General features: G+C 63.5%; 21 protein-coding genes, 1 tRNA gene and 1 pseudogene. 4 read left to right on the forward strand and 19 right to left on the reverse strand.

Going from position 1 to position 22,755, the window contains the following annotated elements:
* Nucleotides 1-13: 13 nt before the first annotated feature.
* Together rlmH and rsfS are read right to left on the reverse strand one after the other, a co-directional pair.
* A complete protein-coding gene (gene rlmH / locus FJ492_RS08230) occupies nucleotides 14-496 on the reverse strand; it encodes a 23S rRNA (pseudouridine(1915)-N(3))-methyltransferase RlmH (RefSeq protein WP_140769416.1) in 483 nt (160 codons plus the stop codon).
* Nucleotides 497-578: 82 nt separating this feature from the next.
* Nucleotides 579-956: a ribosome silencing factor gene (gene rsfS / locus FJ492_RS08235; protein ID WP_015315198.1), complete on the reverse strand. Its 378-nt coding sequence runs from the start codon at nucleotides 954-956 to the stop codon at nucleotides 579-581.
* A gap of 242 nt (nucleotides 957-1,198) precedes the next feature.
* Here rsfS and FJ492_RS08240 point away from each other — a divergent pair, with 242 nt between their 5' ends.
* On the forward strand, nucleotides 1,199-2,050 hold the full coding sequence (locus tag FJ492_RS08240; RefSeq protein ID WP_027141726.1) for a mechanosensitive ion channel domain-containing protein: 852 nt from the start codon (nucleotides 1,199-1,201) through the stop codon (nucleotides 2,048-2,050).
* On the opposite strand, the gene FJ492_RS08245 is transcribed toward FJ492_RS08240, so the two are convergent.
* The 5 genes from FJ492_RS08245 to obgE form a co-directional block, all read right to left on the reverse strand.
* Nucleotides 2,051-3,349 (reverse strand): MFS transporter, encoded by a 1,299-nt coding sequence (locus FJ492_RS08245; RefSeq protein WP_140769418.1) that lies wholly within the window; start codon nucleotides 3,347-3,349, stop codon nucleotides 2,051-2,053.
* A 71-nt stretch (nucleotides 3,350-3,420) separates the two neighbouring features.
* On the reverse strand, nucleotides 3,421-4,008 hold the full coding sequence (locus FJ492_RS08250) for a nicotinate-nucleotide adenylyltransferase (protein WP_140510005.1): 588 nt from the start codon (nucleotides 4,006-4,008) through the stop codon (nucleotides 3,421-3,423).
* Between the two features lie 331 nt (nucleotides 4,009-4,339).
* Complete coding sequence (locus FJ492_RS08255; protein ID WP_140769420.1) at nucleotides 4,340-5,626, reverse strand: glutamate-5-semialdehyde dehydrogenase; 1,287 nt, start codon at nucleotides 5,624-5,626, stop codon at nucleotides 4,340-4,342.
* A 3-nt stretch (nucleotides 5,627-5,629) separates the two neighbouring features.
* Entirely contained in the window at nucleotides 5,630-6,784 is a 1,155-nt protein-coding gene (gene proB, locus FJ492_RS08260; protein ID WP_140769422.1) for a glutamate 5-kinase, read from the reverse strand.
* Between the two features lie 4 nt (nucleotides 6,785-6,788).
* Nucleotides 6,789-7,820, reverse strand: coding sequence for a GTPase ObgE (obgE, locus tag FJ492_RS08265; protein WP_140769424.1), 1,032 nt, complete (start codon nucleotides 7,818-7,820; stop codon nucleotides 6,789-6,791).
* 132 nt (nucleotides 7,821-7,952) lie between these two features.
* On the opposite strand from obgE, the gene FJ492_RS08270 reads away from it, so the two are divergent.
* On the forward strand, nucleotides 7,953-8,822 hold the full coding sequence (locus tag FJ492_RS08270) for an endonuclease/exonuclease/phosphatase family protein (protein WP_140769426.1): 870 nt from the start codon (nucleotides 7,953-7,955) through the stop codon (nucleotides 8,820-8,822).
* 183 nt (nucleotides 8,823-9,005) lie between these two features.
* On the opposite strand, the gene FJ492_RS08275 is transcribed toward FJ492_RS08270, so the two are convergent.
* The 3 genes from FJ492_RS08275 to FJ492_RS08285 form a co-directional block, all read right to left on the reverse strand.
* Complete coding sequence (locus FJ492_RS08275; RefSeq protein WP_140509963.1) at nucleotides 9,006-9,593, reverse strand: GNAT family protein; 588 nt, start codon at nucleotides 9,591-9,593, stop codon at nucleotides 9,006-9,008.
* 117 nt (nucleotides 9,594-9,710) lie between these two features.
* Complete coding sequence (gene rpmA, locus FJ492_RS08280) at nucleotides 9,711-9,980, reverse strand: 50S ribosomal protein L27 (protein ID WP_015315190.1); 270 nt, start codon at nucleotides 9,978-9,980, stop codon at nucleotides 9,711-9,713.
* A 97-nt stretch (nucleotides 9,981-10,077) separates the two neighbouring features.
* Complete coding sequence (locus FJ492_RS08285; protein ID WP_140509965.1) at nucleotides 10,078-10,746, reverse strand: 50S ribosomal protein L21; 669 nt, start codon at nucleotides 10,744-10,746, stop codon at nucleotides 10,078-10,080.
* A gap of 445 nt (nucleotides 10,747-11,191) precedes the next feature.
* Between FJ492_RS08285 and FJ492_RS08290 the strand changes: the two genes are divergently transcribed.
* Nucleotides 11,192-11,281, forward strand: a tRNA-Ser gene (locus FJ492_RS08290).
* 43 nt (nucleotides 11,282-11,324) lie between these two features.
* Here the strand turns inward: FJ492_RS08290 and FJ492_RS08295 are convergent.
* From FJ492_RS08295 to FJ492_RS08335, 9 genes and pseudogenes are all read right to left on the reverse strand, one after another.
* Nucleotides 11,325-11,657 (reverse strand): annotated as a pseudogene (locus FJ492_RS08295) (IS481 family transposase); the annotation flags it as partial.
* A 14-nt stretch (nucleotides 11,658-11,671) separates the two neighbouring features.
* Entirely contained in the window at nucleotides 11,672-12,898 is a 1,227-nt protein-coding gene (locus tag FJ492_RS08300) for a cyanate transporter (protein ID WP_140769428.1), read from the reverse strand.
* 45 nt (nucleotides 12,899-12,943) lie between these two features.
* Entirely contained in the window at nucleotides 12,944-13,537 is a 594-nt protein-coding gene (locus FJ492_RS08305; protein WP_246675946.1) for an ankyrin repeat domain-containing protein, read from the reverse strand.
* A 62-nt stretch (nucleotides 13,538-13,599) separates the two neighbouring features.
* Nucleotides 13,600-14,370, reverse strand: coding sequence for an aspartate/glutamate racemase family protein (locus FJ492_RS08310; protein WP_140769433.1), 771 nt, complete (start codon nucleotides 14,368-14,370; stop codon nucleotides 13,600-13,602).
* A gap of 84 nt (nucleotides 14,371-14,454) precedes the next feature.
* Nucleotides 14,455-15,897 (reverse strand): amidohydrolase family protein, encoded by a 1,443-nt coding sequence (locus FJ492_RS08315; RefSeq protein WP_140769436.1) that lies wholly within the window; start codon nucleotides 15,895-15,897, stop codon nucleotides 14,455-14,457.
* An 11-nt stretch (nucleotides 15,898-15,908) separates the two neighbouring features.
* A complete protein-coding gene (locus FJ492_RS08320; RefSeq protein WP_140503789.1) occupies nucleotides 15,909-17,633 on the reverse strand; it encodes an ABC transporter ATP-binding protein in 1,725 nt (574 codons plus the stop codon).
* On the reverse strand, nucleotides 17,633-18,532 hold the full coding sequence (locus FJ492_RS08325) for an ABC transporter permease (protein WP_140503790.1): 900 nt from the start codon (nucleotides 18,530-18,532) through the stop codon (nucleotides 17,633-17,635). The genes FJ492_RS08320 and FJ492_RS08325 overlap by 1 nt, the downstream gene beginning before the upstream one ends.
* Nucleotides 18,532-19,497, reverse strand: a complete 966-nt coding sequence (locus FJ492_RS08330; protein WP_140503964.1) for an ABC transporter permease — start codon at nucleotides 19,495-19,497, stop codon at nucleotides 18,532-18,534. The genes FJ492_RS08325 and FJ492_RS08330 overlap by 1 nt, the downstream gene beginning before the upstream one ends.
* Nucleotides 19,498-19,616: 119 nt before the next feature.
* Nucleotides 19,617-21,188 carry an ABC transporter substrate-binding protein gene (locus FJ492_RS08335; RefSeq protein WP_140769438.1) on the reverse strand — a complete coding sequence of 524 codons (1,572 nt, stop codon included), beginning with the start codon at nucleotides 21,186-21,188 and terminating at the stop codon, nucleotides 19,617-19,619.
* A 162-nt stretch (nucleotides 21,189-21,350) separates the two neighbouring features.
* Between FJ492_RS08335 and FJ492_RS08340 the strand changes: the two genes are divergently transcribed.
* Nucleotides 21,351-22,721 (forward strand): amidohydrolase family protein, encoded by a 1,371-nt coding sequence (locus FJ492_RS08340; protein ID WP_140769440.1) that lies wholly within the window; start codon nucleotides 21,351-21,353, stop codon nucleotides 22,719-22,721.
* Nucleotides 22,722-22,755 lie beyond the last annotated feature (34 nt).

Genomic DNA, 22,755 nt, shown 5'->3' on the forward strand with positions numbered 1-22,755 from the left:
GACCCGGCGGCTTTCAGGATCTGTGATAGGGATGGCCCGACAGGATCGTCGCCACCCTGTAGAGTTGTTCGCCCAGCATCACGCGCACCAGCTGATGCGGCCAGGTGAGCGCCCCGAACGACAGCACCAGATCGGCTTGAACACGCAGCGGCGGATCGTGGCCGTCGGCGCCGCCAATGGCGAGCACCAGCGCCTTGCGTCCGCCATCGCGCAACTGTCCGATACGGCCAGCGAAATCCTGCGAGGACAGGCTCTTGCCTCTTTCATCGAGCAGGATCAATGCCGTGCCTGGCTGCAGCTGTGCCTGCAGGCGCGAGCCTTCGTCGCGCTGCCGCTCGCTGGCGCTCTGCGCGCGGCCCTCGGCGATCTCGGTGATGCCGGCGAATTCGAGCCCCACGGCGGGTCCGCTCTTGGCGAAGCGCTCGAAATAGCGGTCGGCCAACTCCCGCTCGGGGCCGGCTTTCATTCGGCCCACGGCATGAACTGAAATCTTCATCCTCGCCTCTATAAGCCGCTAGTGCATGTCACCCAAGGGTAGGAGCCGGTTTTTCGGCATGGCATGCATCAACAAAGGCGGCCTAGTGGAGGGTCTCTTCCTCGAGGTCCGGCGCCTGCCACATCTTTTCGAGATTGTAGAATTCGCGGACTTCGGGGCGGAAGACATGGACGATGATATCGCCAGAATCGATCAGGACCCAGTCGGCGCCGGACAATCCCTCGACGCGCGCAGTGCCGAGGCCGGCATCCTTGAGCGCCTTGAGGAGATGATCGGCGACAGCCGCGACATGACGGTGCGATCGACCCGACGCGACGACCATGTAGTCGCCGAGGCTCGATTTTCCCTGAATGTCGATTGAGACAATATTTTCGGCCTTGGAGTCTTCCAGACTGGCAAGGACTGTCTTGATGGCACGGGACACGGCGTCGTCTACGCTGATCCTGGCCGGCGAAGGCATGATATCGGCCTTCTTCCGCAGTGCTGTTCTCAGTGTATTTCCTTTCGCAGCAAGAACAACCAAATCACCCCTTGAAGCAGGTGACACCTCTTAGATAGGCAGAGTTCCGTTGCAGTTTCAAGACGGAGCCCCAACTCACGCGAACTCGCCGACTGGTATATTGTTCCACGCGAGACGCAGAAACATCGGAACCCAGGCGTTCCGCAGCGGTTATCGGCTGACCGACCAACCGGAATCCCATCATGCCGATCGACCCGCAAAACACCCTTCTCACCGTCCAGGCCGGCCTCGCGCAGCTGAGTACGCTGATCGTTTCCTATTCCTTCTCCGCCATTGGCGCCGTCATCCTCCTGGTGGTCGGCTACATCGTTGCCAACCTTGCCGAGCGCTCGATCTCGGCTGGCCTCGGCCATATCCACGGTTTCGACGCGACGCTGCGGCATTTCTTTTCCAAGATCGTCCGCTACGCCATCCTGATCCTCGTCGTCATCATGGTGCTCGGCCAGTTCGGCGTGCAGACCGCATCGATCATCGCCGCGATCGGCGCGATCGGCCTGGCCATCGGTCTCGCGCTGCAAGGCACGCTGCAGAACATCGCCGCCGGCATCATGCTTCTGGCGCTGCGGCCGTTCCGAATCGGCGAATCGGTCGAGGTCGGCGCCATTGCCGGTTCGGTCGAGGAAATCGGCCTCTTCGCCACCAAGCTCAGGACCGCCGACGGCGTCTATATACTGGCCCCCAATTCGACGCTGTGGAACCAACCGGTACGCAATTTCACCCGTAATGGCGTGCGTCGCACCGACATCACGCTCAGCATCGGCTCCTGGAACGACATAGACGGCGCGCAGAAGACATTGCTTGGCATTGCCGGCGCCGAGAAGCGCATCCGCCGCGAACCGGCGCCGATCGCCTTCGTGGGCGCACTCGGCGATACGACCGTTTCGCTCACCTTGCGCTACTGGACCGCGGCGGCGGACTATTTCGCCACCCAGATCGATATGACCAAACGCGCCAAGCAGGCCTTCGACAGTGAAGGCATCTCCATCCCGCTGCCACCCCCGGAAGCACCGTCGCCCGAGACCCGCAAGCAGTAATCAACCGCCTCTGCGGCGGGCCTCTTCGTCCGGCGCGAAGGCGAGTTCCACCGGCAACGGTGCTTGCGCCGACATCGGCGCGAAACTGCCCGTGGCGGCCGCCGGAACAGGCCGCACCGCGATCACCCGCCACAGCACGAACAGGCAGAATGCCGAGGCGATGACGATGCCGACATAGATGAAGGTTGCCGTGCCGAAGACGGCGGAAAGCGCCGTGACGATGCCTGGCACGATGAAGCCGGCGAGCGACCAGGCAAACAGCATCGAGCTCGACAGGGCAAGCAGTTCATCCTTCCTGGCGCGGTCGGCGGCATGCGCGCTGGAGAGCGCGTAGATCGATTCCGCCGCCCCGTCCCAGATCAGGTAGATCACCAAAAGGGCCACCAGCGCACCGCCGTCGAAGGCTACGGCCAGCACGCTGGCGAAGACCGCGAGCGCCGCGGCGCCGGCAAGCACGTAACGCCGATCGGTGCGGTCGGAAAGCCAGCCAAGCGGTATCTGCAGGATCAGCGTGCCGACCGGCATTGCCGACAACAGCAGCGCCACGTCGGCCTGGCTATAACCCTTGGCCGTGGCATGGATGGGGGCGAAGCCGGAAATGATCATCGACAGGCCGCCGACCGCCAGCATGCCAGCGACCCCGACCGGCGAAATCCGCCAGGCCTGGCGCAGCGCCACCGAAGCAGCCTGCGGCGCCGGCGGCTGGGCAAGGCGCGTCATGCCGACAGGCAGGATCGACAGAGCGGTGAAGGTGATGCCGATCAACGACGCCGCGGCCGTGTGGATGTCGATGACGGCAAGCGTCGCATAGCCGACGCCAAGGCCGGCAACGTAGGCGACGTAGAACACCGCCATCACCCGGCCGCGTATGGCGTTCGGCAGCGCGTCGTTGAGCCAGCTCTGGGCGACGATGAACAGCCCGCATATGGCAAAGCCGTAGAGCGCACGCGCCACGATCCACAGCAGCGGATGCGGTCCGGCGCCGATGGCGACATTGGACAGCGCGATCAATGCCGACAGCACCATGAAGGCGCGTGCGTGGCCGACCCTGCGCACCAGCGGGCCGGTCAGGATACAGCCGGCAAGGCCGCCGGCCGACAGGCCGGTGACGATCAGCCCTGCCCAGACCGGGTCGAACCCCTCCACGCCGAGCCGGACGGGGATATAGGCGAACATCAGCCCGTTGCCGATGGCAATCAGCGCCATCGACACGATGACGCTGGCAATCGCGGTCAGCGGCGTCGGTGCACTGCCCTGTGTCGGATCGATTTGGGGGTGGGTTTTCTTTTGGACCGCCATGGCTGATCAGCATCGCCCATCGGTCAGGCGAACGCCGCTGTAAAAACGACATGGCCGGATGGACGAGATGCTCAACCCTTCGTCATTTTCCGGATCGCGGTCGACGACAACGAGGAACGCGGACCGTGGATGAAGGTCCAGGCCGGCGCCTTCATGCGGGCGAGCAGCGGCGCGTCGCCCTCGTCGATGCGGGCGTAATCGAAGGTCTTGGCAACCACCGACGACAGGAACGACAGCGTGGCGCCCGGACGATCGATGACTGCGATCGGAAAGGTGAGCACAATCTCGCGCCATCGCTGCCAATGATGGAAATCGCGCAAACTATCCGCGCCCATGATCCAGACGAAGTCGACGCCGGGATTGCGCGCCTTGACCAGAGCCAGCGTGTCGGCGGTGTAGCGCACATTGTGTGCCGCCTCGAAGGCCGTGACCTTGATCTTCGGGTTCCTGGCGATCTTCTCCGACAGTTGCAGCCGCTCGGCCAGCGGTGCCAGCTCGCGTGCGCTCTTCAACGGATTGCCCGGGGTTACCATCCACCACAGCTGGTCGAGCGCCAGGCGCCGCAAAGCGATTTCGGCAACCAGCGCATGGCCGGCATGCGGCGGGTTGAACGAGCCGCCGAACAGGCCGACGGCGAGGCCTTTTTCGGCGTGCGGCATCTTGAGGTAGTGGGAAGAGACCGTGGGCTGAGGGGACGAAAGCATGGTGCTAGGCGCCCCCCTCTGCCCTGCCGGGCATCTCCCCCGCAAGGGGGGAGATCAGCAGTTTCAGCGCAGGCGCAGATCTTGCAACGCCCACAATCAGCGACACCGGAAATGTCAGCCGATCTCCCCCCCTGAGGGGGGTGAGGAGTGGTCCGCGAAGCGGACGGAAAGCCAATTGCTTGGCTTTCCGAATAACGAACGCCCGGAGCGACAGCGAAGGGCCGGATCCGGCAGGACGGAGGGGGTTGCCTGGGCGCAAAGTTTCAGGCCTGGTGGGCGAAAGACATCAAGGCCTCACCTGTCCTGATCCGCGAACGCGGTATTTGAACGAGGTCAGCTGCTCCACGCCGACCGGTCCGCGCGCATGCATCTTGCCGGTGGCGATGCCGATCTCGGCGCCCATGCCGAACTCGCCGCCATCGGCGAACTGCGTCGAGGCGTTGTGCAGCAGGATCGCCGAATCGATCTCGTTGAAGAACCGTTCGACCGCCTTGGCGTCCTCGGCGACGATCGCCTCGGTGTGGTGCGAGGAGAATGTCTCGATATGATCGATCGCACCGCCGATGTCATCGACCAGCTTCACCGCGATAATGGCGTCGAGATATTCCGTCACCCAGTCGGAATCGGTCGCCGGCCTGGCGTCGGAGAAGACTTTCAACACCTCGGCATCGGCATGAATTTCACAGCCGGCGGCGCGCAGCGCGTCGAGGATCGGCACCAGATGGGTGGTGGCGATGGCGCGGTCGACCAGCAGCGTTTCGGCGGCACCGCAGACACCGGTGCGCCGCATCTTGGCGTTGACCGCGATCCGCACCGCCATGTCGAGCTCGGCGGAGCGGTCGATATAGAGATGGCAGATGCCTTCGAGATGGGCAAAGACCGGCACCCGCGCCTCGCTCTGCACCCGCCCGACAAGGCTTTTGCCGCCGCGCGGAATGATGACGTCGAGATCGCCGCCAAGCCCCTTCAGCATTTCGCCGACCGCGGCGCGGTCAGTGGTCGGCACCAGCTGGATGGCATCCTCGGGCAGCCCGGCCGCCTTCAGTCCCTCGACCATGCAGGCATGGATCGCCGAGGAGGAATTGAGCGAATCCGAACCGCCGCGCAAAATCACCGGATTGCTGGCCTTGAGGCAAAGCGCACCGGCATCGGCAGTCACGTTCGGCCGGCTTTCATAGATGACGCCGACGACACCAAGCGGCGTACGCACGCGCTCGATATGCAAGCCGTTCGGCCGCTCCCACGCGGCGATGATATCGCCAATGGGATCCTTGAGCCCGGCAATTTCGCGAATGCCGTCCGCCATGGCGCGGATGCGCGCCGGATCGAGCTTCAGCCGGTCCATGAAGGATGCGGACAATCCCGATTGCTCGCCGTTCAGGACGTCGTTGGCATTGGCATCGAGAATGTCCCGTTCCCGGGCGACGATTGCCTCGGCCATGGCGGCAAGCGCGGCGTTCTTGGCGGCGGTGGTGGCGATGGCCAGCGGTCGGGCGGCAGCGCGGGCGCGGCGGCCGATGTCGGCCATCAGCGCCACGGTGTCGTCCCCGGATTTTTCATGCAGCTTCAGCATGGCTCATCCTCCGCTTATGTCGCCTTCAGCCCGCACTTGGTCACTGGAATGACTCACCACAAGATCGTCGCGGTGGATCATCGCCGAACGCGCCTCGTAACCGAGCACCGTCTCGATCTCGACCGTCTTCAGGCCTGCGATCCTTACGGCATCGGCGGCATCATAGGCAACCAGCCCGCGCGCGATCTCGCGGCCCTCGGGCGACAGGATCGCCACCGTGTCGCCGCGCGAGAAATTGCCGCTGACCAGTTTGACCCCGGCCGGCAGCAGCGATTTTCCCGAAATGAGCGCGCCGATGGCGCCGGCATCGACCGTCAGCCGCCCGGCCGGCTCGAGCTGGCCGGCGATCCAGGTCTTGTAGCCTTTGACAGGATTGGTGCTCGGCTTGAAGAAGGTGGCGCGCTCGCCGCGTTCGATCGCCATCAGCGGCGACAGCCTAGTGCCCGAGGTGATGATCATCGCGGTGCCGGCGGCGGTGGCGATCTTGCCGGCATCGAGTTTCGTGCGCATGCCGCCGCGCGACAGCTCGGACGCGGCGGCTCCCGCCATCGCCTCGATATCAGGCGTGATGCGGTCGACCACCGGGATGAACTTGGCTTGCGGGTCGCGGGCCGGCGGCGCGGTGTAGAGCCCGTCAATGTCGGACAGCAGCACCAGGAGGTCCGCGCCCATCATCGTCGCCACGCGCGCGGCCAGCCGGTCATTGTCGCCATAGCGGATTTCGGAGGTCGCCACCGTGTCGTTCTCGTTGATGACCGGCACCGCCTTCATCTTGAGCAGCGTCGAGATCGTCGCGCGTGCGTTAAGGTAGCGGCGGCGCTCCTCGGTGTCGCCGAGCGTCAAAAGGATCTGGCCCGACTTCAGGCTACCCTTGCCGAGTGCGTCCGACCAGGCGCCGGCCAGCGCGATCTGGCCGACGGCGGCCGCCGCCTGGCTTTCCTCGAGCTTCAAGGCACGCTTGCCGAGGCCAAGTATGGTGCGGCCAAGCGCGATGGCGCCCGACGACACGACCAGGATCTCGGCACCGCCATTGGCAAGCGCGGCGATGTCGTCGGCGAGCGAGTCGAGCCAGTCGCGCTTCAGGCCGCTCGCTCGGTCGACGAGCAGTGCGGAGCCGATCTTGACGGTGATGCGCCGGTATTTCCTGAGCGACTGCATGGTCCTACTTTTCCCAGCGCGTCTCGACCGGGGCGGCAATTTGCGCGCGGGCTTCGGCGATCACCGCCATCAGCGCCCGCTGCACCGCCTCGACGCCTTCGCCGGTGACCGCCGATAGCAGCATCGGCGCGCGGCCGGCGGCGCGCTTCAGCGAGGCGACCTTCTTCTTGCGCGCGTCCGCGTCGAGCGTGTCGACCTGGCTCAGCGCCAGGATCTCGGCCTTGTCGGTCAGGCCGTGGCCATAGGCCTCGAGCTCGGTCCGCACGGTCTTGTAGGCCTTGCCCGGGTTCTCCTCCTGCGCGGAAACCAGGTGGAGCAGCACGCGCGTGCGCTCGACATGGCCGAGGAAGCGGTCGCCGATGCCGACGCCTTCATGCGCGCCTTCGATCAGACCTGGAATGTCGGCGATGACGAATTCGCGCGCATCGATGCGGGCGACGCCGAGACCCGGATGCAGCGTCGTGAACGGATAGTCGGCGATCTTCGGCTTTGCCGCGGTGACGGCGGCAAGGAATGTCGACTTGCCGGCATTCGGCAGCCCGACCAGTCCGGCATCGGCGATCAGCTTCAGCCGCAACCAGATGTTGAGTTCCTCGCCCGGCAGGCCGGGATTGGCGCGGCGCGGCGCCTGGTTGGTTGAGGTCTTGAAATGCTGGTTGCCGAAGCCGCCATTGCCGCCCTTGGCCAGGAGAAACCGCTGCCCGACAACGGTGAGGTCGCAGATCAGCGTCTCATTGTCCTCTTCGAAGACCTGTGTTCCGGCCGGCACCTTCAGCGTGACATCGGCGCCCTTGGCGCCGGTCATGTTGCGGCCCATGCCGTGGACGCCGGTCTTGGCCTTGAAGTGCTGCTGGTAGCGATAGTCGATCAGCGTGTTCAGCCCGTCAACCGCTTCCAGCCAGACATCGCCGCCGCGGCCGCCATCGCCGCCATCCGGCCCACCGAACTCGATGAACTTCTCGCGCCGGAACGACACCGAACCGGCGCCCCCGTCGCCGGAGCGGACATAGACCTTGGCTTGATCGAGAAATTTCATGGGATCGCAGTTTCTTTTATTGGCCTTGCGGCATTGCTCTAAACCTTGGGCCTTGCTCTAAACCAAGGCGCGGCGAAGGGCGAGGCCGTTTTATGACGATGGCCACGCGGGGTTGGCCGGAGAGATTGCGGCATGAAGCTTGTAACCTACAACATCCAATACGGCATCGGTCTCGATGGACGCTACGATGTCGGGCGTATTGCCGATGCCGTACGCGGCGCCGACGTGATCGCCCTGCAGGAGGTCACCCGCAACAACCCCAGGAACGGCAGCCGCGACATGGTCGCCGAGATCGGCGAGGCGCTGCCCGAATATTTCGCCGTCTACGGCAGCAATTTCGAGGCCAATATCGGCTCGCGCATCGAGGATGGCCGCGCCATCACCACCACCTTCCAGCTCGGCAATATGGTGTTGTCGAAAACGCCAATTCATCTGTCGCGCAACCTGCTTTTGCCGCGCAGCCGCAGCTTCGAGATGATGAACTTCCAGCGCGGCGCGCTGGAGGCGCTGATCGAGACGCCGCTTGGTTTCATCCGCTTCTATTCCATCCATCTCGATCACCGCAGCCCGGTCGAACGCGCCAGCCAGATCCAGTTCCTGCGCCGGCGCCTGTTGAACTATGCGCTCGAAGGCGGCGCGCTGTCCGGCGTCGCCGAGATCGGCCTGCCGGAATTGCCGCATCCGGAAGCCTTTGTCGGCATGGGCGATTTCAACATGCTGGCCGGGTCGCCCGAATATGTCGAACTCGCCGGCCGGCCGGACCATGAATTCGGCATGCCGCTGACTGCAGACTTCGCCGTCGATGCCGCCATGCGCCTCGATGTCGCCGGCGACGATCTCGTCTCCTGGGTCGATCCCAAGGACCCCGCCAACGCCAGCCGCCACAAGCGCATCGACTACATCTTCACCAGCGCGTCGCTGGCCCGCTCGCTGAAGCGCCTGTGGGTCGACCGGAGGGCGAGCGGTTCGGACCACCTGCCGGTCTGGGTCGAACTGGGCTGAGCCCAGTCCAGCCCGGCACCCTTGGTATCGACCTGGACCCCGATGTGTGTTGAGATTCAGGTCAGGCCGAGCCGAAAACATTGGTTTTCGAGAACCGGAGCGGAGCGTACTTATCGTACGCGAGCATCGGAAGCGCAGAAAATCAACGTTTGCAGGCCGGCCTCACCTGAATATCAGCACACATCAGAAGTGCACCCAGTTGCGCAGGCTGGTCCAGGTCTTCCTGTCGAGCCGGTAACGCTCGACCGGCACCTGGCCGGCCACGATCGAGTTCAGCATGCCCTGGCCGGCATACTGGAAGCCGCACTTGTGGATCACCCGGCGCGAGGCCGGATTGATGACCCGGGTCGAGGCATGCAGCACCTGGATCGAGGTGCTCTGGAAGGCGAGATCGACCAGCGCGTGGGCTGCTTCGGTCGCATAGCCGCGCTTCCAGTGGGGCTCGCCGATCCAGTAGCCGAGCTCCAGCCCGCGATCGGTGGTGTTCAGCCCGGCGCAGCCGACGAAAGTGTCGGTGCCGGCCAGCGTCAGCGCATAGGCAATGCCGGCGCGGCGTGACTTGGTCATGGCGAGGAAAGCGCGAGCCTCGGCTTCGCCATAGGGGTGCGGCATGCGTGCCAGCATCTCGGCGACGTGACGGTTGTCGGCAAGCTCGACCAGTTGCGCGATATCCCGCTCGTCTGGAGCCCGCATCACCAGCCGCTCGGTGACCAGCACCGGGCAATCTATCGCGTAACTTTCGTCTTCTGAGTCTTCCGCTTCGGCAACCATTTCAAAGTCCTCCAGGCAAAAGAAAAGGGAGATGGAAACCCATCTCCCCTGATCCTTTTCCTGGCTTTGCCAGACACCGGTCCCGAGATGGGCGCCGGTGTTCTAGTGCGGAACCGGCTACTCCGCGGCTTTGGTAATCGGATTGACCGATACGTAGGTTCGGCCGTTGGCTTTTTTGTTGAACGTCACGGCGCCTGTTTCGAGCGCGAAAAGGGTGTGGTCCGTGCCCATGCCGACATTGACGCCGGGATGCCAGGTGGTGCCGCGTTGACGAATGATGATGTTGCCCGGGATGACGGCTTCGCCGCCGAACTTCTTCACGCCCAGACGCTTGGAATGCGAGTCGCGACCGTTGCGCGACGAGCCGCCAGCTTTCTTGTGTGCCATCTAACTAACTCCGTTGCGCCGCGAGGCGCCTAAAAGGCGTTATGAACGCGTTCGCGTTCCGTTTCAAGTCCGATCCGGCTGATGTTTCGCCGGAAAATTACTTCTTCGCCAGTTCCTTGGCCTGTTCGCGCCAGTCCTTGATCTGGTCGGCGCTGAACGGCATGTGCTCGTCGATCTTGGCGACATCCTTGTCGGACAGCTTGGCGAGCTGCGCGAAGGTGATGATGCCCTGCTCGGCGAGATCCTTGGCGGCGACCGGGCCGATGCCCTTGATCACGGTCAGGTCGTCCGGCTCGCCCTTCGGCGCCTTGAACAGCGGCGCGGCCGCGGTCTCGGCTGCCTTGGCCTTGGGCTCCTTCTTCGGCGCGGCTTCCGCCTTCGCTTCGGTGGCTGCCTCTGCCTTGGCTTCCTTCTTCGGCGCCTTGACCGCTGCAGTCTTCGTCGGCTTGGCGCCACCCAGCAGGATCTCGGAGATCCGCACGGTGGTCAAAAGCTGGCGATGGCCGATCTTGCGGCGCGAATTCTGGCGGCGGCGCTTCTTGAAAGCGATGACCGTGCGGTTCTTGCCCTGCTCGACGACTTCGGCGGTGACCAGAGCGCCATCGACGAACGGCGCGCCGAACGTGACATTCTCGCCCTCGCCATGCGCGAGCACGTGGCCGATCTCGACGATGTCGCCGACATTGGCTTCGACTTTTTCGATCTTCAGGAGATCGTTGGCGGCAACGCGATACTGCTTACCGCCCGTTTTAATGACTGCGAACATTTTTTGCCTTTCGCTGTTCGGTCGGCCTTGATGATCCGCCTCTGGCGGTTCGGCCGTCTTTTTGTCAGTCTGCGGGTTCAAAAAACAAGCGGCGCGGAAGAACCCTCCACGCCGATTGCGCGCTGTCCCTAACCGAAGGTTGAGTGGGAGTCAAGGCAAACAGCCATTGCCGAGGCTGTTATTGGCCGCTCGGCGATGCGGCGGCGGCAAGCTTCTGCGGCGACAACGACGGCAAGGCTTACGCCCCGGGAGAACCGGTGACGACAGCGACGACGGCCGAGGCCGCCAATGGCGGACCACCCGATGAGCGGCGGATGCCGCCTTGAACCCGCTGCCTGAGCACACTGCTTGTCCGGCAAGCCAAATATCGCTGGATTTGGCCTTGTAACCTGCCCGTTCAGCCGTTATCTAGTGCGCCGCGCCGGCAACGGCCGACCATGACCGCGGAGAGGTGGCAGAGTGGTCGAATGCACCGCACTCGAAATGCGGCATGGGTGCAAGCCCATCGGGGGTTCGAATCCCTCCCTCTCCGCCAGGGCCTTCGTGTACGGCCCGGAGAGATGGGTAACAGTTCGTACCTAAGACATGGGTGACAATCTCGTGCCGAACGGATTGTCGATGGTCTGCAAGGTTCTCTGCTCCAGGTCGATGTACCCGAGATCATAGCTCATGAAGGAGACGAGCCAAATGGCGTCGTCGACTTCCTTGATGCCGAGCCGTTGACCGGCGAGCACATGCGAGATGTTGATTTTTTTCCTATGCATGCAGATGCGGCCGCAGTTGGTGACGAGAATGTCGCGGTCGTGGAAAGGGTAGTGCAAGTCCTGCAAGCCGGCATAGGCTCTTGAAGAGGGTGCGTACAGGTCCGCTGGCGCCTTCATGTCGAGCGCCTCATGCGGCCGCTCGCAAGACTTCGCCGATGAGTTCAGCGGCTCGCAGCGGACGGAGCCGGCGAATTCCCCGCAGGCCTCATGATCTCGGCGTAACCTTTGGGATTGAAGCGCAGATAAAGGAATGTTGTGGTCGTCACGCAGACAAGATGCATGGTCCATCCGGAGGCGAAGCTCCCGCTCCAGTCATGCAAGAGAGCGGTGGCAAAGGGGCCAAGTGCCGCAATAAGGAAACCGCCGCCCTGCATCAAGGCAGCCAGGGCGCCGGCCTGTTCTGGCCGCGGCAGATGATCGAGCGCGGTGACGATCGCAAGCGAGAAACTTCCGCCAAGCCCGGCTCCGCATATCCCCACCCAGAAAATGGGCGACAGCGCCGGAAAGAATGCCAAGCCGGCAAATCCAACCGCCTGCAGCAGCAACGTGAGCCAGAGCCAGGGACGGCGGTCGATGCTCCTGCGTGCCAATATCGGCAGGGCAAGAGCCGAGACCGCTTGGCAAACGGCCATCACGGCGACGAGGTTGCCGCTTGCAACACTGCTCCACCCTTGCGCCTGGTAATAGGGTGCAAGCCACGCAACCATGGATGAATAGCCGGAATTGACCAGTCCGAATGCCGCCATCAGCGCCCATGTCCGCGGGCGGCGCAGCAGCAGGCCGGTCAAGGCGCGATCGGGCCTTGCCTCCTTGGTGTCGGACAGGACGCGGAATGCCGCGCATAGTGCGATGCCGGCGGGAACGGCGAGCCAGGCCAGTGCCGCACGCCAGCTGTAGCCACTGTTGACAAGCTGGGGCGTCAGGCGCGCGCCGAGTGCGCCGCCGCCCATGATCATGCAGGAATAGAGGCCGGTCACCGCAGGCGTGCTTGCCGGAAATCTTGCCTTGATGATCCCCGGAAAGGCCGCCTGGATGAAGGCCACCCCTGCCCCGCAAAGTGCGGCTGTCAGGATCAGTGACAGGCCGCCGGTCGCGACAAGCCTGATCAACGAGCCCGAGGTCAGCACCGCAAGAGCCAGGAGTAGGCCCCGGCGTGTCCCGACAGCCGCCTGGATGCCTGGTGCAACAAAAGCACCGACACCCATCAACAGCATCGGCAGCAGTGTCAGCATGGCCAAGCTGCTGTAGCCCATGCCGGTGTCGGCCACGATATTGGCCAATATCGGCCCCGGCGCCGTCAGGAAGGGACGCAGGTTGATTCCGACCAATACGACCAGGACAAGCAAACTCCATTGCCTGCCGGCCGCAGGCTGTGTGGTCCCCGACATGGTCTTCCTAACCTTCTGGTACAGTGCGGGCTTTGCCGATGCCGCTCATCTGGCGCCCGCCTTTTCCAGCAGGCTCACCATTTGCACGTAGCCGTTCTTGCGCGCGTGCCGCAGCGGCGTCACGCCATCCTTGTCGGCGAGATTGACGTCGGCGCCGGCGTTGATCAGCCGGCTTACGATCTCAACATGACGCGGTCCGCCATCGGCCAGAATGATGGCCTCCAGCAAGGCGGTCCAGCCGAGCTTGTTGACGTGGTCGACATAGACGCCGGCCTCAATCAGCATGCTGACGGCCTCGACATGCCCGCGTTCGGATGCCGGAATAAGAGCGGTGCCGCCGTAACGGTTGGTGCTCTTGAGGTCGGCTCCGTGCTCAAGCGTCATCTTCAGGATTTCGATATGCCCGCGGGCGCCCGCGTAAAGGTATGGGCTGTCGCTGATATTGTCCTTGGCGTTGACGTCAGCGCCGGCCTCGATCAGGGCCCTGGCGGCGTCCACCCTGTTGCGCTGGATCGCGACGAGAAGAGCCGTGCGGCCGTTTGCGTCGCGCGCGTCGATGCTGGCTCCCTTGGAAACGAGCGTCTTGACCGTGGCGACGTCGTCCTGTTCCGCCGCCGAATAAAGTGTCTTCTCATTCATGGTCTGTCCCAACGCGATCAATGGAATGCAGGCGGCGATCCCGCACAGCAGAATTCTGCGCTTCATGATCCGGCCAAGCTCCTCGATAGGCTGGCTGCGGAACCCGGATGCCTTGCCGCGGCGAACGACGCTGCCTTGCCCTGCCGGGAGGCGGTGAAATCATGCGGCCTGGGGTGCAATTCCAGACCGACAAGCAACTCGGCAAGCCTGACAGCCGCCGAAACCCCTTCGACCACCGGGATGCAATGAAGGCCTGACAGCCGCTTCGCCATGCCGGCCATCCCGGCGCAACCAAGGACGATGGCGTCGGCGCGATCCACCCGGAGCGCCTCCCGAATCTCGGCGCCGATGATCGACAATGCCGCCTCGCCGTCCGCTTCCAGCGCCAGCACCGGAATGCCGCTTGCCCGTACCGTGGCGAAGGACGAAAGGCCGTAGCGGACCAGATTGTCCTCGATAATGGAAATGGAAACCGGTAAGGTTGTAATGACCGTGAAGCGCCTCGCCATGATGCTCGCGACACGCGCCGCGGCCTCGCCTATGCCGATGACGGGCTTGCGCGTCAGCATACGCGCGGCGTCGAGCCCGGTGTCGTCGAAGCAGGCGATGATATAGGCATCGACGGCATCGTCCTGCTCGGCGCGTTCGATGCGCTCGAGAAGACCCGGAACCGCCATTGCGCCATCGATCGCGCCCTCGATCGAAGCAGGTCCGTTCTCGTTCTGCATGACGATGATTTCCGTGCCTGCCTGCGCTGCCCGAGATGCCGCGGCACCGATGGACGTCGTCATCGACGCTGTCGAATTGGGATTGATGATGCCGATGCGTGTCATGCGATAGTTCCTGAGGGCTGACCGATGGAACGAGCGTTGCAACCGCCGGCGATCGCCGGTGACCTGTTTCGTCTCCAGATCGACCTATTCGATCAGATCCGTGTCGCGGCTGTGCCGCCAGAACCTGGCGGGGGTCCTGAGCAGCTCGCGCAGGCCCAGCCGCTCGATCATCAGTTCCGTCTCGCGTTGCGCGGCATCGAGCACGGCATCCTGATCGACATGAACGGGCTTGCGGTCCCGCAAGAGCACGCGTCCGCCGACCAGCACGGTGTGGACATCGTTTCCATTGGCGAAATAGGTGACGCGGAATTCCGGCATGTTCGCGGGGTAGAGATGCGGACGTCGGAGGTCGACCAGGATCACATCGGCCTTCTTGCCGGGCTCCAGCGATCCGACCTCATGATCGAGCCCAAGCACGCGCGCGCCGTCGATGGTGCACATCTCCAACGCCTTGCCCGGCGGAAGCCAGCTTGGGTCGTGGAAGTAGGTGCGGTGGTAGTGCATGCATTGCTGCATGTGGCGGAACATATCCGCCGAGCGATCTGGTGCGGTCGCATCGGAGCCGATGGCGACCGTGACGCCGGCGTCCAGGAGTTCGGTCACCGGGCAACGTGCCAGAATGGCGGCTACCGCGCTGGGATTGTGCACGATGCTGGTGCCGGTCTCGGCGCAGATGGCGATTTCCTCTTGAGTAAGAGCGGTTGCATGCGAGAGCAGCGTGCGCGGTCCGAGAACGCCGATCTCTCGGGCGATCTTCACGCTGCCCTTGGTATGACCATCCTGGGTGAAGACCAGGCCGCGCTCCTCGGCGATCCCCTTGACCTTTCGCGATTGCGCCATGGCATCCCCGGCGCCGGGACCATCGAGATGCTCTTGATGCACGATCGGCGTCAGCAGGGCGACATGCAGGCGATCCTCGTGAGTGCCATGCCAGCGGTCGGCCAGCTGTTGGGAAGTGGCAAGCTGCTGGTCGAACGATACCGGATAGTCCGTGCGGCTGGAGCCTTCCCAGCGCGCATAGGTCAGGGGATGCGGCGGGCGCGTCGTGCCGACGGCCACGACGGAACGCGTGCCGATGCCGAGCACGCCCTCCATATGCGCATTGCCATAGGCCGGGTCGTCGGTGCGCATGACGGAATCGCCGCCACCCAGCAGGGACACACCGGTCGTCACGCCGAACCGCAGGCGCTCCAGCGCGGCAAGCTGCGCCTCCGCGTGCCAGAACTCCGGCGTCGAGCCCACCGTGTAGGCCCCTTGGCATGCCCGGTACCAGAGATCACTGCGTCCGCCGCCCAACGTCTTGATCAGCCCATGCCCGGCATGAGCATGGCTGTCGACGAAGCCGGGCATGATGGCCATCCCAGTGGCATCGATCGTTTTGCACGCTGGATGGGCTGTCGCCACATCCTCCGCGCGGCCGACAGCAACAATGCGATCGCCTTTTATGGCGACGGCGCCATTGGCGATGATCCGCCGTTCGGGATCGATTGCAATGACGGTGCCGCCCCTGATCAGAACATCTGTCATGCTGCTATCTCTCACAGGCTCGCTTGAGCATTTTCTCTGGACAGGACGCGGTCGAGCGAGGGCGCGAGGCGCAGCAATTCCCGCGTATATTCATGGGCGGGAGCGGTAAACAGCGTTTCGGCGTCCGCAAGTTCGACGATCTCGCCCTGTCTCATCACCGCGACGCGGTCGCACATCTGACGTATCACCGCGAGGTCGTGGCTGATGAACAGCATCGACAGGCCCGCGAGATCGCGTAGGTCCTTCAACAGATTCAGGATCTGCGCCTGCACCGATACGTCGAGCGCCGAGGTCGGCTCGTCGCAGATCAGCAGGGATGGCCGTGGGCCGAGCGCCCTTGCGATCGCGATACGCTGGCGCTGGCCGCCGGAAAAAGCGTGGGCGAACCGCGTGCCCGCATCGCCCGGAAGCCCGACCGCCTCCAGCAGCGTCTCGGCATCCAGCCGCGCCTCCGCCGCGTTCGAGGCGAGCTTGTAGAACAGGATCGGTTCCGCGATGGCCGCGTTGATCCGCAGCCTCGGATTGAGGGCCGAATAAGGATCCTGAAACACCATCTGCAGAGATTGGCGAACGGATTTGTCGCGGCGCGCGCCAAGCGCCGTGCCCTGAAAATCGATCGTTCCCGAACTCTGCGTTACAAGACCGGCGATGGTGTTGGCGACGGTGGTCTTGCCGCAGCCGGACTCGCCCACAAGTCCGAATATTTCGCCACGGCGCACATCGAAGGACACGTCCTTCACAGCCTTGAACACCGATGCCCTGCGGCCCGGGATGAAGGACCGCTGGCCGTACTCCACGCACAGGTTTCGCACCGTCAGCTTGGCCTCACCACCGCCGCTTGTGGCGCCGCCGGTATTCTTGCTGCGCACGGCCTGGCGCGCCTCCAGCGTTGCTTTCGTCTCCTCGCTCGGCACCGGCAGGCGCTCGAGCCGGATGTCGATCGGCGGAACGGCTCCGATCAGCGTGCGCGCGTAAGGTGCTTTCGGCTTGGCCAGCACATCACGCGCGGGCCCGCTTTCCACCACGCAACCGTTCTGCATGATCGTCACGCGGTCGGCGATTTCCGCCACCACGCCCATATTGTGGGTCACCAGCAGGACACCGACGCGGCGGTCATCGGCGAGATCGCGGATCAGCTTGAGGATCTGCGCCTGCACCGACACGTCGAGCGCCGTCGTCGGCTCGTCCGCGACAATCAACCTGGGACCGCAGGCGAGCGCGGTGGCGATGACAACGCGCTGGCGCTGCCCCCCCGACAATTGATGCGGATAGCTGCCAAGCCGGCGCTCCGGCTCGGGAATGCCGACTGCCTTCATCAGGTCGAGTGCGCGGCCGCGGGCTTCGCCGCGGCCGATCTTCAGATGCGCCAGCATGCCCTCGCACAGCTGGCTTTCAACCGTGAAAAGCGGGTTCAGGCTGGTCATCGGATCCTGGAAGATCGCGCCGACGTCACGGCCTGGAATGATGCCCTTGGTGCGGCCGGTGCGGATGTCGATTGGCTTGCCCGCTATGGTGATGGCGCCCGAGGCAATCCTGCCCGGTGCCTGCAGCAAACCCATCAACGCGTTGCCGACGGTCGTTTTTCCCGCCCCGGATTCTCCGACCAGTGCGTGAATCTCGCCGGGTTGGATCGTCAGGTCGATGTCGTCGACCGCGGCGAGAACGCTGCCGTTGGCAAGCGGATATTCGACCCGCAGGTTCCGGATGTCGAGGACGGGCGAAATTGCGTTTTCCATCAGTTCGTCATCAGTTTGGGGTTGAAGCGATCACGCAGATAGTCGCCGATCACGTTGACGGCCAGAACCAGAATCACCAGCACGATGGCGGGCATCACGGCGATCCACCACAGACCCGAGAACAGGAACTCGTTGCCGATGCGGATCAGCGTGCCGAGCGAGGGATAGGTGGCCGGCATGCCCGCGCCCAGGAATGACAGCGTGGCTTCGGTCAGGATAGCGCCGGCGAGGTTGATGGTGGCGATCACCATCACCGAGCTCATCACATTGGGAAGGATGTGGCGCATCATGATCCGGCCAGACGGAAGGCCGATGACCTTGGCGGCCCGCACATAGTCGCGGGAAATCTCCACCATGCTGGATGCCCGCACGGTGCGCGCATATTGCACCCATTCATTGATCGCGATCGCAAAGATCAGGATAAGCGGAGCCCAGCTCGTCACGGTTTCGGCGCTTAGTTGCGCGCGGGCGATGCCGCTGATCAGAAGCGCGACGAGGATCGTCGGGAAGCTGACCAGGACATCGGCGATCCGCATCACGATGCTGTCGATGATGCCGCCGAAAAAGCCGGCTATCGATCCGAGCGCCACACCTATCGCGGCGGCCAGCAGCACCGCCCCGGCGCCGATCAGGACAGATATGCGCAACCCGAACAAGATGACCGACACCAGGTCGCGCCCCTGGTTGTCGGTGCCGAGCAGGAAGCGCGGATCGCCACCGTCCATGAACACAGGTGGAATTTCCATGTCGATCAGCGAATAGGAGGAGACGTCACGCGGATCGATCGGCGCGATCAGCGGGGCGAAGATCACCAGCACCAGCATGGTCGCCAGGACCAGGCCGGCAATCATCACCGAGACGGGCGGAAGCCTGCGCAGCAGGGTGGCATTCGTCGCCATTATCTTGTCCTCAGCCGGGGGTCGATGAAGGCATAGAGCATGTCGACGAGCATGTTAATCAGCACGAACAGGAAGCCGACGAAGAGGAGATACGCAGCAAGAACCGGGATGTCCGGATAACTGACGGCGTTGGTGAAGAGCAGTCCCATGCCCGGCCATTGAAAGACGGTTTCGGTGACGATGGCGAAGGCGATGAGCTGGCCGATCTGCAGGCCCGTGACGGTTACGACCGGCATCAATGCGTTGCGCAGCGCCAGACGTCCATAAATGTAGGTGCGAGGCAGACCGCGCGCGAAGGCGAAACGGATATAGTCCGAAGACAGCACGTCGATCATCTCGGAGCGCACCAGGCGCATGATCAGCGTCAGTTGGAACAAGGCCAGTGTGATCGACGGCAGGATCAGCGATTTCAGGCCGGAAGCCGTCAGGAAGCCGGTCTTCCAGAAGCCGAGATCGACGAGGTCTCCTCGTCCGGATGAGGGGAGCCAGCGAAGGTTGACGGCGAAGATCAGGATCAGCAGCAGGCCGGTAACGAATGTCGGCATCGAAATGCCGACCAGCGACAGCGACTGGATCAGCCGCGACAGGAAGCCGTTCGGCCTCAAGGCGCACACGATCCCTAACGGAATGCCGATGGCCAGCGACATGACGGTCGCGACCACCACCAGTTCCAGCGTTGCGGGAAGCCTGGTCAACAGAAGATTGACGACCGATTCCTGATAGCGAAAGCTCGTTCCCAGATCGCCGTGGAGCGCACGCCCCACGAAGCCGAGGAACTGGACCAGAAGCGGCCTGTCGAGGCCGAGCGTGGCGCGCAATGCGTCCTTCTCGGCCTGGCTGGCTCCTTCACGCACCATTGTGGCGACAGGGTCGCCGACAAAGCGGAACATGATGAAGGCGATGGCAGTTACGGCAGCCATCACGAGGATGGCCTGAAGCAATCTTACCGATAGAACCCGGATCATCAGGAATACCTTGTAGGAAGCGCGGATCGAGCCGGATGGGATTTGCACCGGCCGCCGGTGGGCGTGCGCAAAAGCGGCTTCGCTTTCGTGGGCACACACCGGCGGCGTGGTTTCAGCAGCTATTTCATATGCGCGAACCAGGGACGCACGTATTCGTCGGGGAATTGCGGCATGTCGACCTTGTCGCTCATCGCCCAGGCCACCGGCTGCTGATGCAGCGGCAGATAGAGGGCTTCGTCATGCGTGATCTTGAAGGCTTCCTTCAGCATCTCGACGCGCTTGGCCTCATCGAGTTCGGTCGAAGCCGAACGGGCCAGTTCGTCGATCTTGGCATTGGAAAGGCCATTAGGATTACTGCCGCCGAAATTGCCGTCATTGGTCGCCAGCAAGGCCTGCAGCACGCTGTAGCCGTCCATCGGCGGCAGGGAAGCCCAGCCCAGCATGTAGATGTCGAGATCGCCCTTATCCATGCGTGGAAAATAGGTTGTCTTGCTTTCGACATGAACGTCGGCCTGCACGCCGATCTTGGCCCACATCGAAGCGATCGCCAGACATATCTGTTCGTCGGCGATGTAGCGGTCGTTGGAACAGGCCAGCCCGACCTTGAAGCCATCGGGATAGCCGGCCTCCGCCAGCAGCGATTTCGCCTTGGCGACATCATAGTCCAGGGGCACGTCGATCGACTTGTCGTAACCGGTGACCTCCGGCGCGACCAGCATGCCTGACGTCCGGGACTTTCCGCGCATCAGACGCTTCTGGATCGTGCTCAGGTCGACCGCATGCCAAAGCGCCTGGCGCACCTTCAGGTTCAGCAGCGGATTGGGCTTCCCGGGCTCGGCATGAAGTTCGGGCCGGAAGCTGAAGCCGAGAAAGATTTCGCGCAGGGACGGGTTCTCGACCACCTTCAGGCCGGGGGTGTTGCTGACGCGGTCGATATCCTGCAGCGGAATCGGGGCGATCATGTCCAACTCTCCCGAAAGCAGCGCGGCGACGCGCGTGGCGGCCGACGCGATCGGACGGAATTCAACGCCCGTCAGATTGTGCTGGGGCTTGTCCCACCAATCCTTGTTCACGGCGAAGACGGAGCGCGAATCCGGCTCGTAGCTGACCAGCTTGAAGGCACCCGTTCCGTTGGCATGATTGCTGGCATAGGTAACGACGCCGGTCGAAGCATTGCCGGGCTTGAGGGCGTTGTGCTCCTCCATCCACGGCTTGCTCATCATGTATATGGCAACCAGATCGTTCAGCAGCAGCGGATAGGGTCCGCGCAAGGTCATGTCGACCGTGTAGTCATCGATCTTCTCGACGCCGGTGACGGCGGAGAGGTTTTCCTTGTTGCGCGCCCCCGGATCGATCTGGCGCTGGATGGTTGCGACCACGTCGTCGGCATTGAAGGGCTGGCCTTCGTGGAACTTGACGCCCTGCCGCAGATGGAAGCGCCAGCGGGTCGGCGAGACGACCTCCCAGGAGGTCGCGAGCGCCGGTTCGATGGCCATATCCTTGTTGCGCCGCACCAGCGCGTCGAACACCATGTTCTGCACGCTTTGGGTAAAGCTGTCGACCTGGGCGTTCGGATCATACGAGATGACGTCGCCCGCCGACGACCAGCGCAATGTCTGCGCAAGCGACGGCGCCGTTACCGACATGACCATCGCGAGCCCCGCCAGGAGGGCCTTGACACACTTCCTCACACGTTTCTCCCATTTCTTGTATACCAATTTACATTTTAATTGGATACGATTATTCCCGTTGCTACCGTACATATCTTGTGCACAATATCAAGCCTGCCATCTTCGATTTCGCTTTCGCATGTGCAAAAGCACTGAAACACCGTTCCGGAATGGGGAATACCGATGGTCAAGTCTCTGCTCATAGAAAACGGCGTGATCGTCACTATGGACGCAGGGCGCAGGATTTTCTCAAAGGGTCATGTCCTGGTGGAGGACGACCGGATCGCTGCCATCGGCGACGCCGCGCCGCCCGCGCCAAGCCCGAATTCAACCCGCATCGACGCCTCCGGAATGGTGGTGATGCCGGGTCTCGTCGACACGCACGCCCATGCGGGCCACATGCTGACCAAGGGCCTGGGAGACGATTCGGAAGCGTGGATGAATATGGCCGGGCGTATCTATGCCGACGCAACCGACAGCGAGTTCTGGGCTGCGGAAGGCGCATTATCTGCGCTTGAGCGCATAAAATGCGGCACGACGACCGCCGCGCTCCTGTTCGGCGGCGGGCCGGATATTATGCGCACCGAGGCACCCGAGGCCGCACAGGCGCATCTCGCCGCCGTCGCCGAGATGGGCGTGCGCGAGATACTCGGCGTCGGTCCGAACCGGCCGGGCGCGGCCCACGTCTATCGCGACTACTCACGAAGCCCCCGTGCGGACATCTCCGTTTCGCCGGAGGCCCAGTTGGCCGTGTGCGCCAGACTTGTCGACGACTGGCAGGACCGCAACGGTCGTTTGCGGCTCGCGATTACCCTTCCGGTTTTCACCGCACGCGAGCTCGAAGATCCGGCAGTATACAATCTATCGCGCAAAGTGCGCGACTTTTCTCGGGAAAAGGGTATGCTGCTCATACAGGACGGGCATCGCGGAGGGTCTATCGCCGCTAATGCGGAGCGGCTCGGGCTGTTCGATGGACATTCGCTGCTGGCGCATTGCGTCGAACTGACCGAAGCCGACATTGCCGCGCTGAAAGACACCGGCGCCAAGGTGGCGCACAATCCAAGTGCGCTGATGTCGGTCTCCGGCCGCTGCCCGGCGATAGAACTGATGGAGGACGGCGTCACCGTATCGCTCGGCACGGACGCGTCGGCACCCGACCGCTCCTTCGACATGTTCCGCAACATGTTCCAGGCGCACCGCTACCATGCCCGGCATTTCAGGGACGACGCAGTCTTGCCGCCGATGCAGCTGCTGGAGATGGCGACCATCGAAGGCGCGCGCGCTTTGTCGATGGAAAGCGAGATCGGCTCGCTGGAGCTGGGCAAGCGCGCTGACATCATCCTGGTCAATATGCGCCAGCCGCATCTGTGGCCACCGGCGCATCCCGTGCAAAGGCTGGCACGCTTCGCCAACGGTGCGGACGTGGATACGACGATTGTCGACGGCCGCATCCTGATGCGCGCACGCAAGCTCGTCGACCGTGATGAGGATGCCATTCTGGATCGCGCCGAAAGGGCTTTCCATCTGATGATGAACCGCGCCGGGCTGGCATAGGCCCGTGGCAAGCCGGGACCGGAAACAGGGGGAG

This window comes from Mesorhizobium sp. B2-5-4, from assembly GCF_006441095.1.
In the GTDB taxonomy this organism is placed as follows: domain Bacteria; phylum Pseudomonadota; class Alphaproteobacteria; order Rhizobiales; family Rhizobiaceae; genus Mesorhizobium; species Mesorhizobium salmacidum.

What these genes read in the sequence shown, in the direction of transcription:
- FJ492_RS08315 (WP_140769436.1), bottom strand. Translation starts at nt 15,897, where the DNA reads ATGACAGATGTTCTGATCAGGGGCGGCACCGTCATTGCAATCGATCCC.
- FJ492_RS08285 (WP_140509965.1), bottom strand. Translation starts at nt 10,746, where the DNA reads ATGTTCGCAGTCATTAAAACGGGCGGTAAGCAGTATCGCGTTGCCGCC.
- FJ492_RS08330 (WP_140503964.1), bottom strand. Translation starts at nt 19,497, where the DNA reads ATGATCCGGGTTCTATCGGTAAGATTGCTTCAGGCCATCCTCGTGATG.
- obgE (WP_140769424.1), bottom strand. Translation starts at nt 7,820, where the DNA reads ATGAAATTTCTCGATCAAGCCAAGGTCTATGTCCGCTCCGGCGACGGG.
- rsfS (WP_015315198.1), bottom strand. Translation starts at nt 956, where the DNA reads ATGCCTTCGCCGGCCAGGATCAGCGTAGACGACGCCGTGTCCCGTGCC.
- proB (WP_140769422.1), bottom strand. Translation starts at nt 6,784, where the DNA reads ATGCAGTCGCTCAGGAAATACCGGCGCATCACCGTCAAGATCGGCTCC.
- FJ492_RS08325 (WP_140503790.1), bottom strand. Translation starts at nt 18,532, where the DNA reads ATGGCGACGAATGCCACCCTGCTGCGCAGGCTTCCGCCCGTCTCGGTG.
- FJ492_RS08250 (WP_140510005.1), bottom strand. Translation starts at nt 4,008, where the DNA reads ATGCCGCACGCCGAAAAAGGCCTCGCCGTCGGCCTGTTCGGCGGCTCG.
- FJ492_RS08320 (WP_140503789.1), bottom strand. Translation starts at nt 17,633, where the DNA reads ATGGAAAACGCAATTTCGCCCGTCCTCGACATCCGGAACCTGCGGGTC.
- rlmH (WP_140769416.1), bottom strand. Translation starts at nt 496, where the DNA reads ATGAAGATTTCAGTTCATGCCGTGGGCCGAATGAAAGCCGGCCCCGAG.
- FJ492_RS08340 (WP_140769440.1), top strand. Translation starts at nt 21,351, where the DNA reads ATGGTCAAGTCTCTGCTCATAGAAAACGGCGTGATCGTCACTATGGAC.
- rpmA (WP_015315190.1), bottom strand. Translation starts at nt 9,980, where the DNA reads ATGGCACACAAGAAAGCTGGCGGCTCGTCGCGCAACGGTCGCGACTCG.
- FJ492_RS08310 (WP_140769433.1), bottom strand. Translation starts at nt 14,370, where the DNA reads ATGACACGCATCGGCATCATCAATCCCAATTCGACAGCGTCGATGACG.
- FJ492_RS08245 (WP_140769418.1), bottom strand. Translation starts at nt 3,349, where the DNA reads ATGGCGGTCCAAAAGAAAACCCACCCCCAAATCGATCCGACACAGGGC.
- FJ492_RS08255 (WP_140769420.1), bottom strand. Translation starts at nt 5,626, where the DNA reads ATGCTGAAGCTGCATGAAAAATCCGGGGACGACACCGTGGCGCTGATG.
- FJ492_RS08275 (WP_140509963.1), bottom strand. Translation starts at nt 9,593, where the DNA reads ATGGTTGCCGAAGCGGAAGACTCAGAAGACGAAAGTTACGCGATAGAT.
- FJ492_RS08305 (WP_246675946.1), bottom strand. Translation starts at nt 13,537, where the DNA reads ATGAATGAGAAGACACTTTATTCGGCGGCGGAACAGGACGACGTCGCC.
- FJ492_RS08240 (WP_027141726.1), top strand. Translation starts at nt 1,199, where the DNA reads ATGCCGATCGACCCGCAAAACACCCTTCTCACCGTCCAGGCCGGCCTC.
- FJ492_RS08270 (WP_140769426.1), top strand. Translation starts at nt 7,953, where the DNA reads ATGAAGCTTGTAACCTACAACATCCAATACGGCATCGGTCTCGATGGA.
- FJ492_RS08300 (WP_140769428.1), bottom strand. Translation starts at nt 12,898, where the DNA reads ATGTCGGGGACCACACAGCCTGCGGCCGGCAGGCAATGGAGTTTGCTT.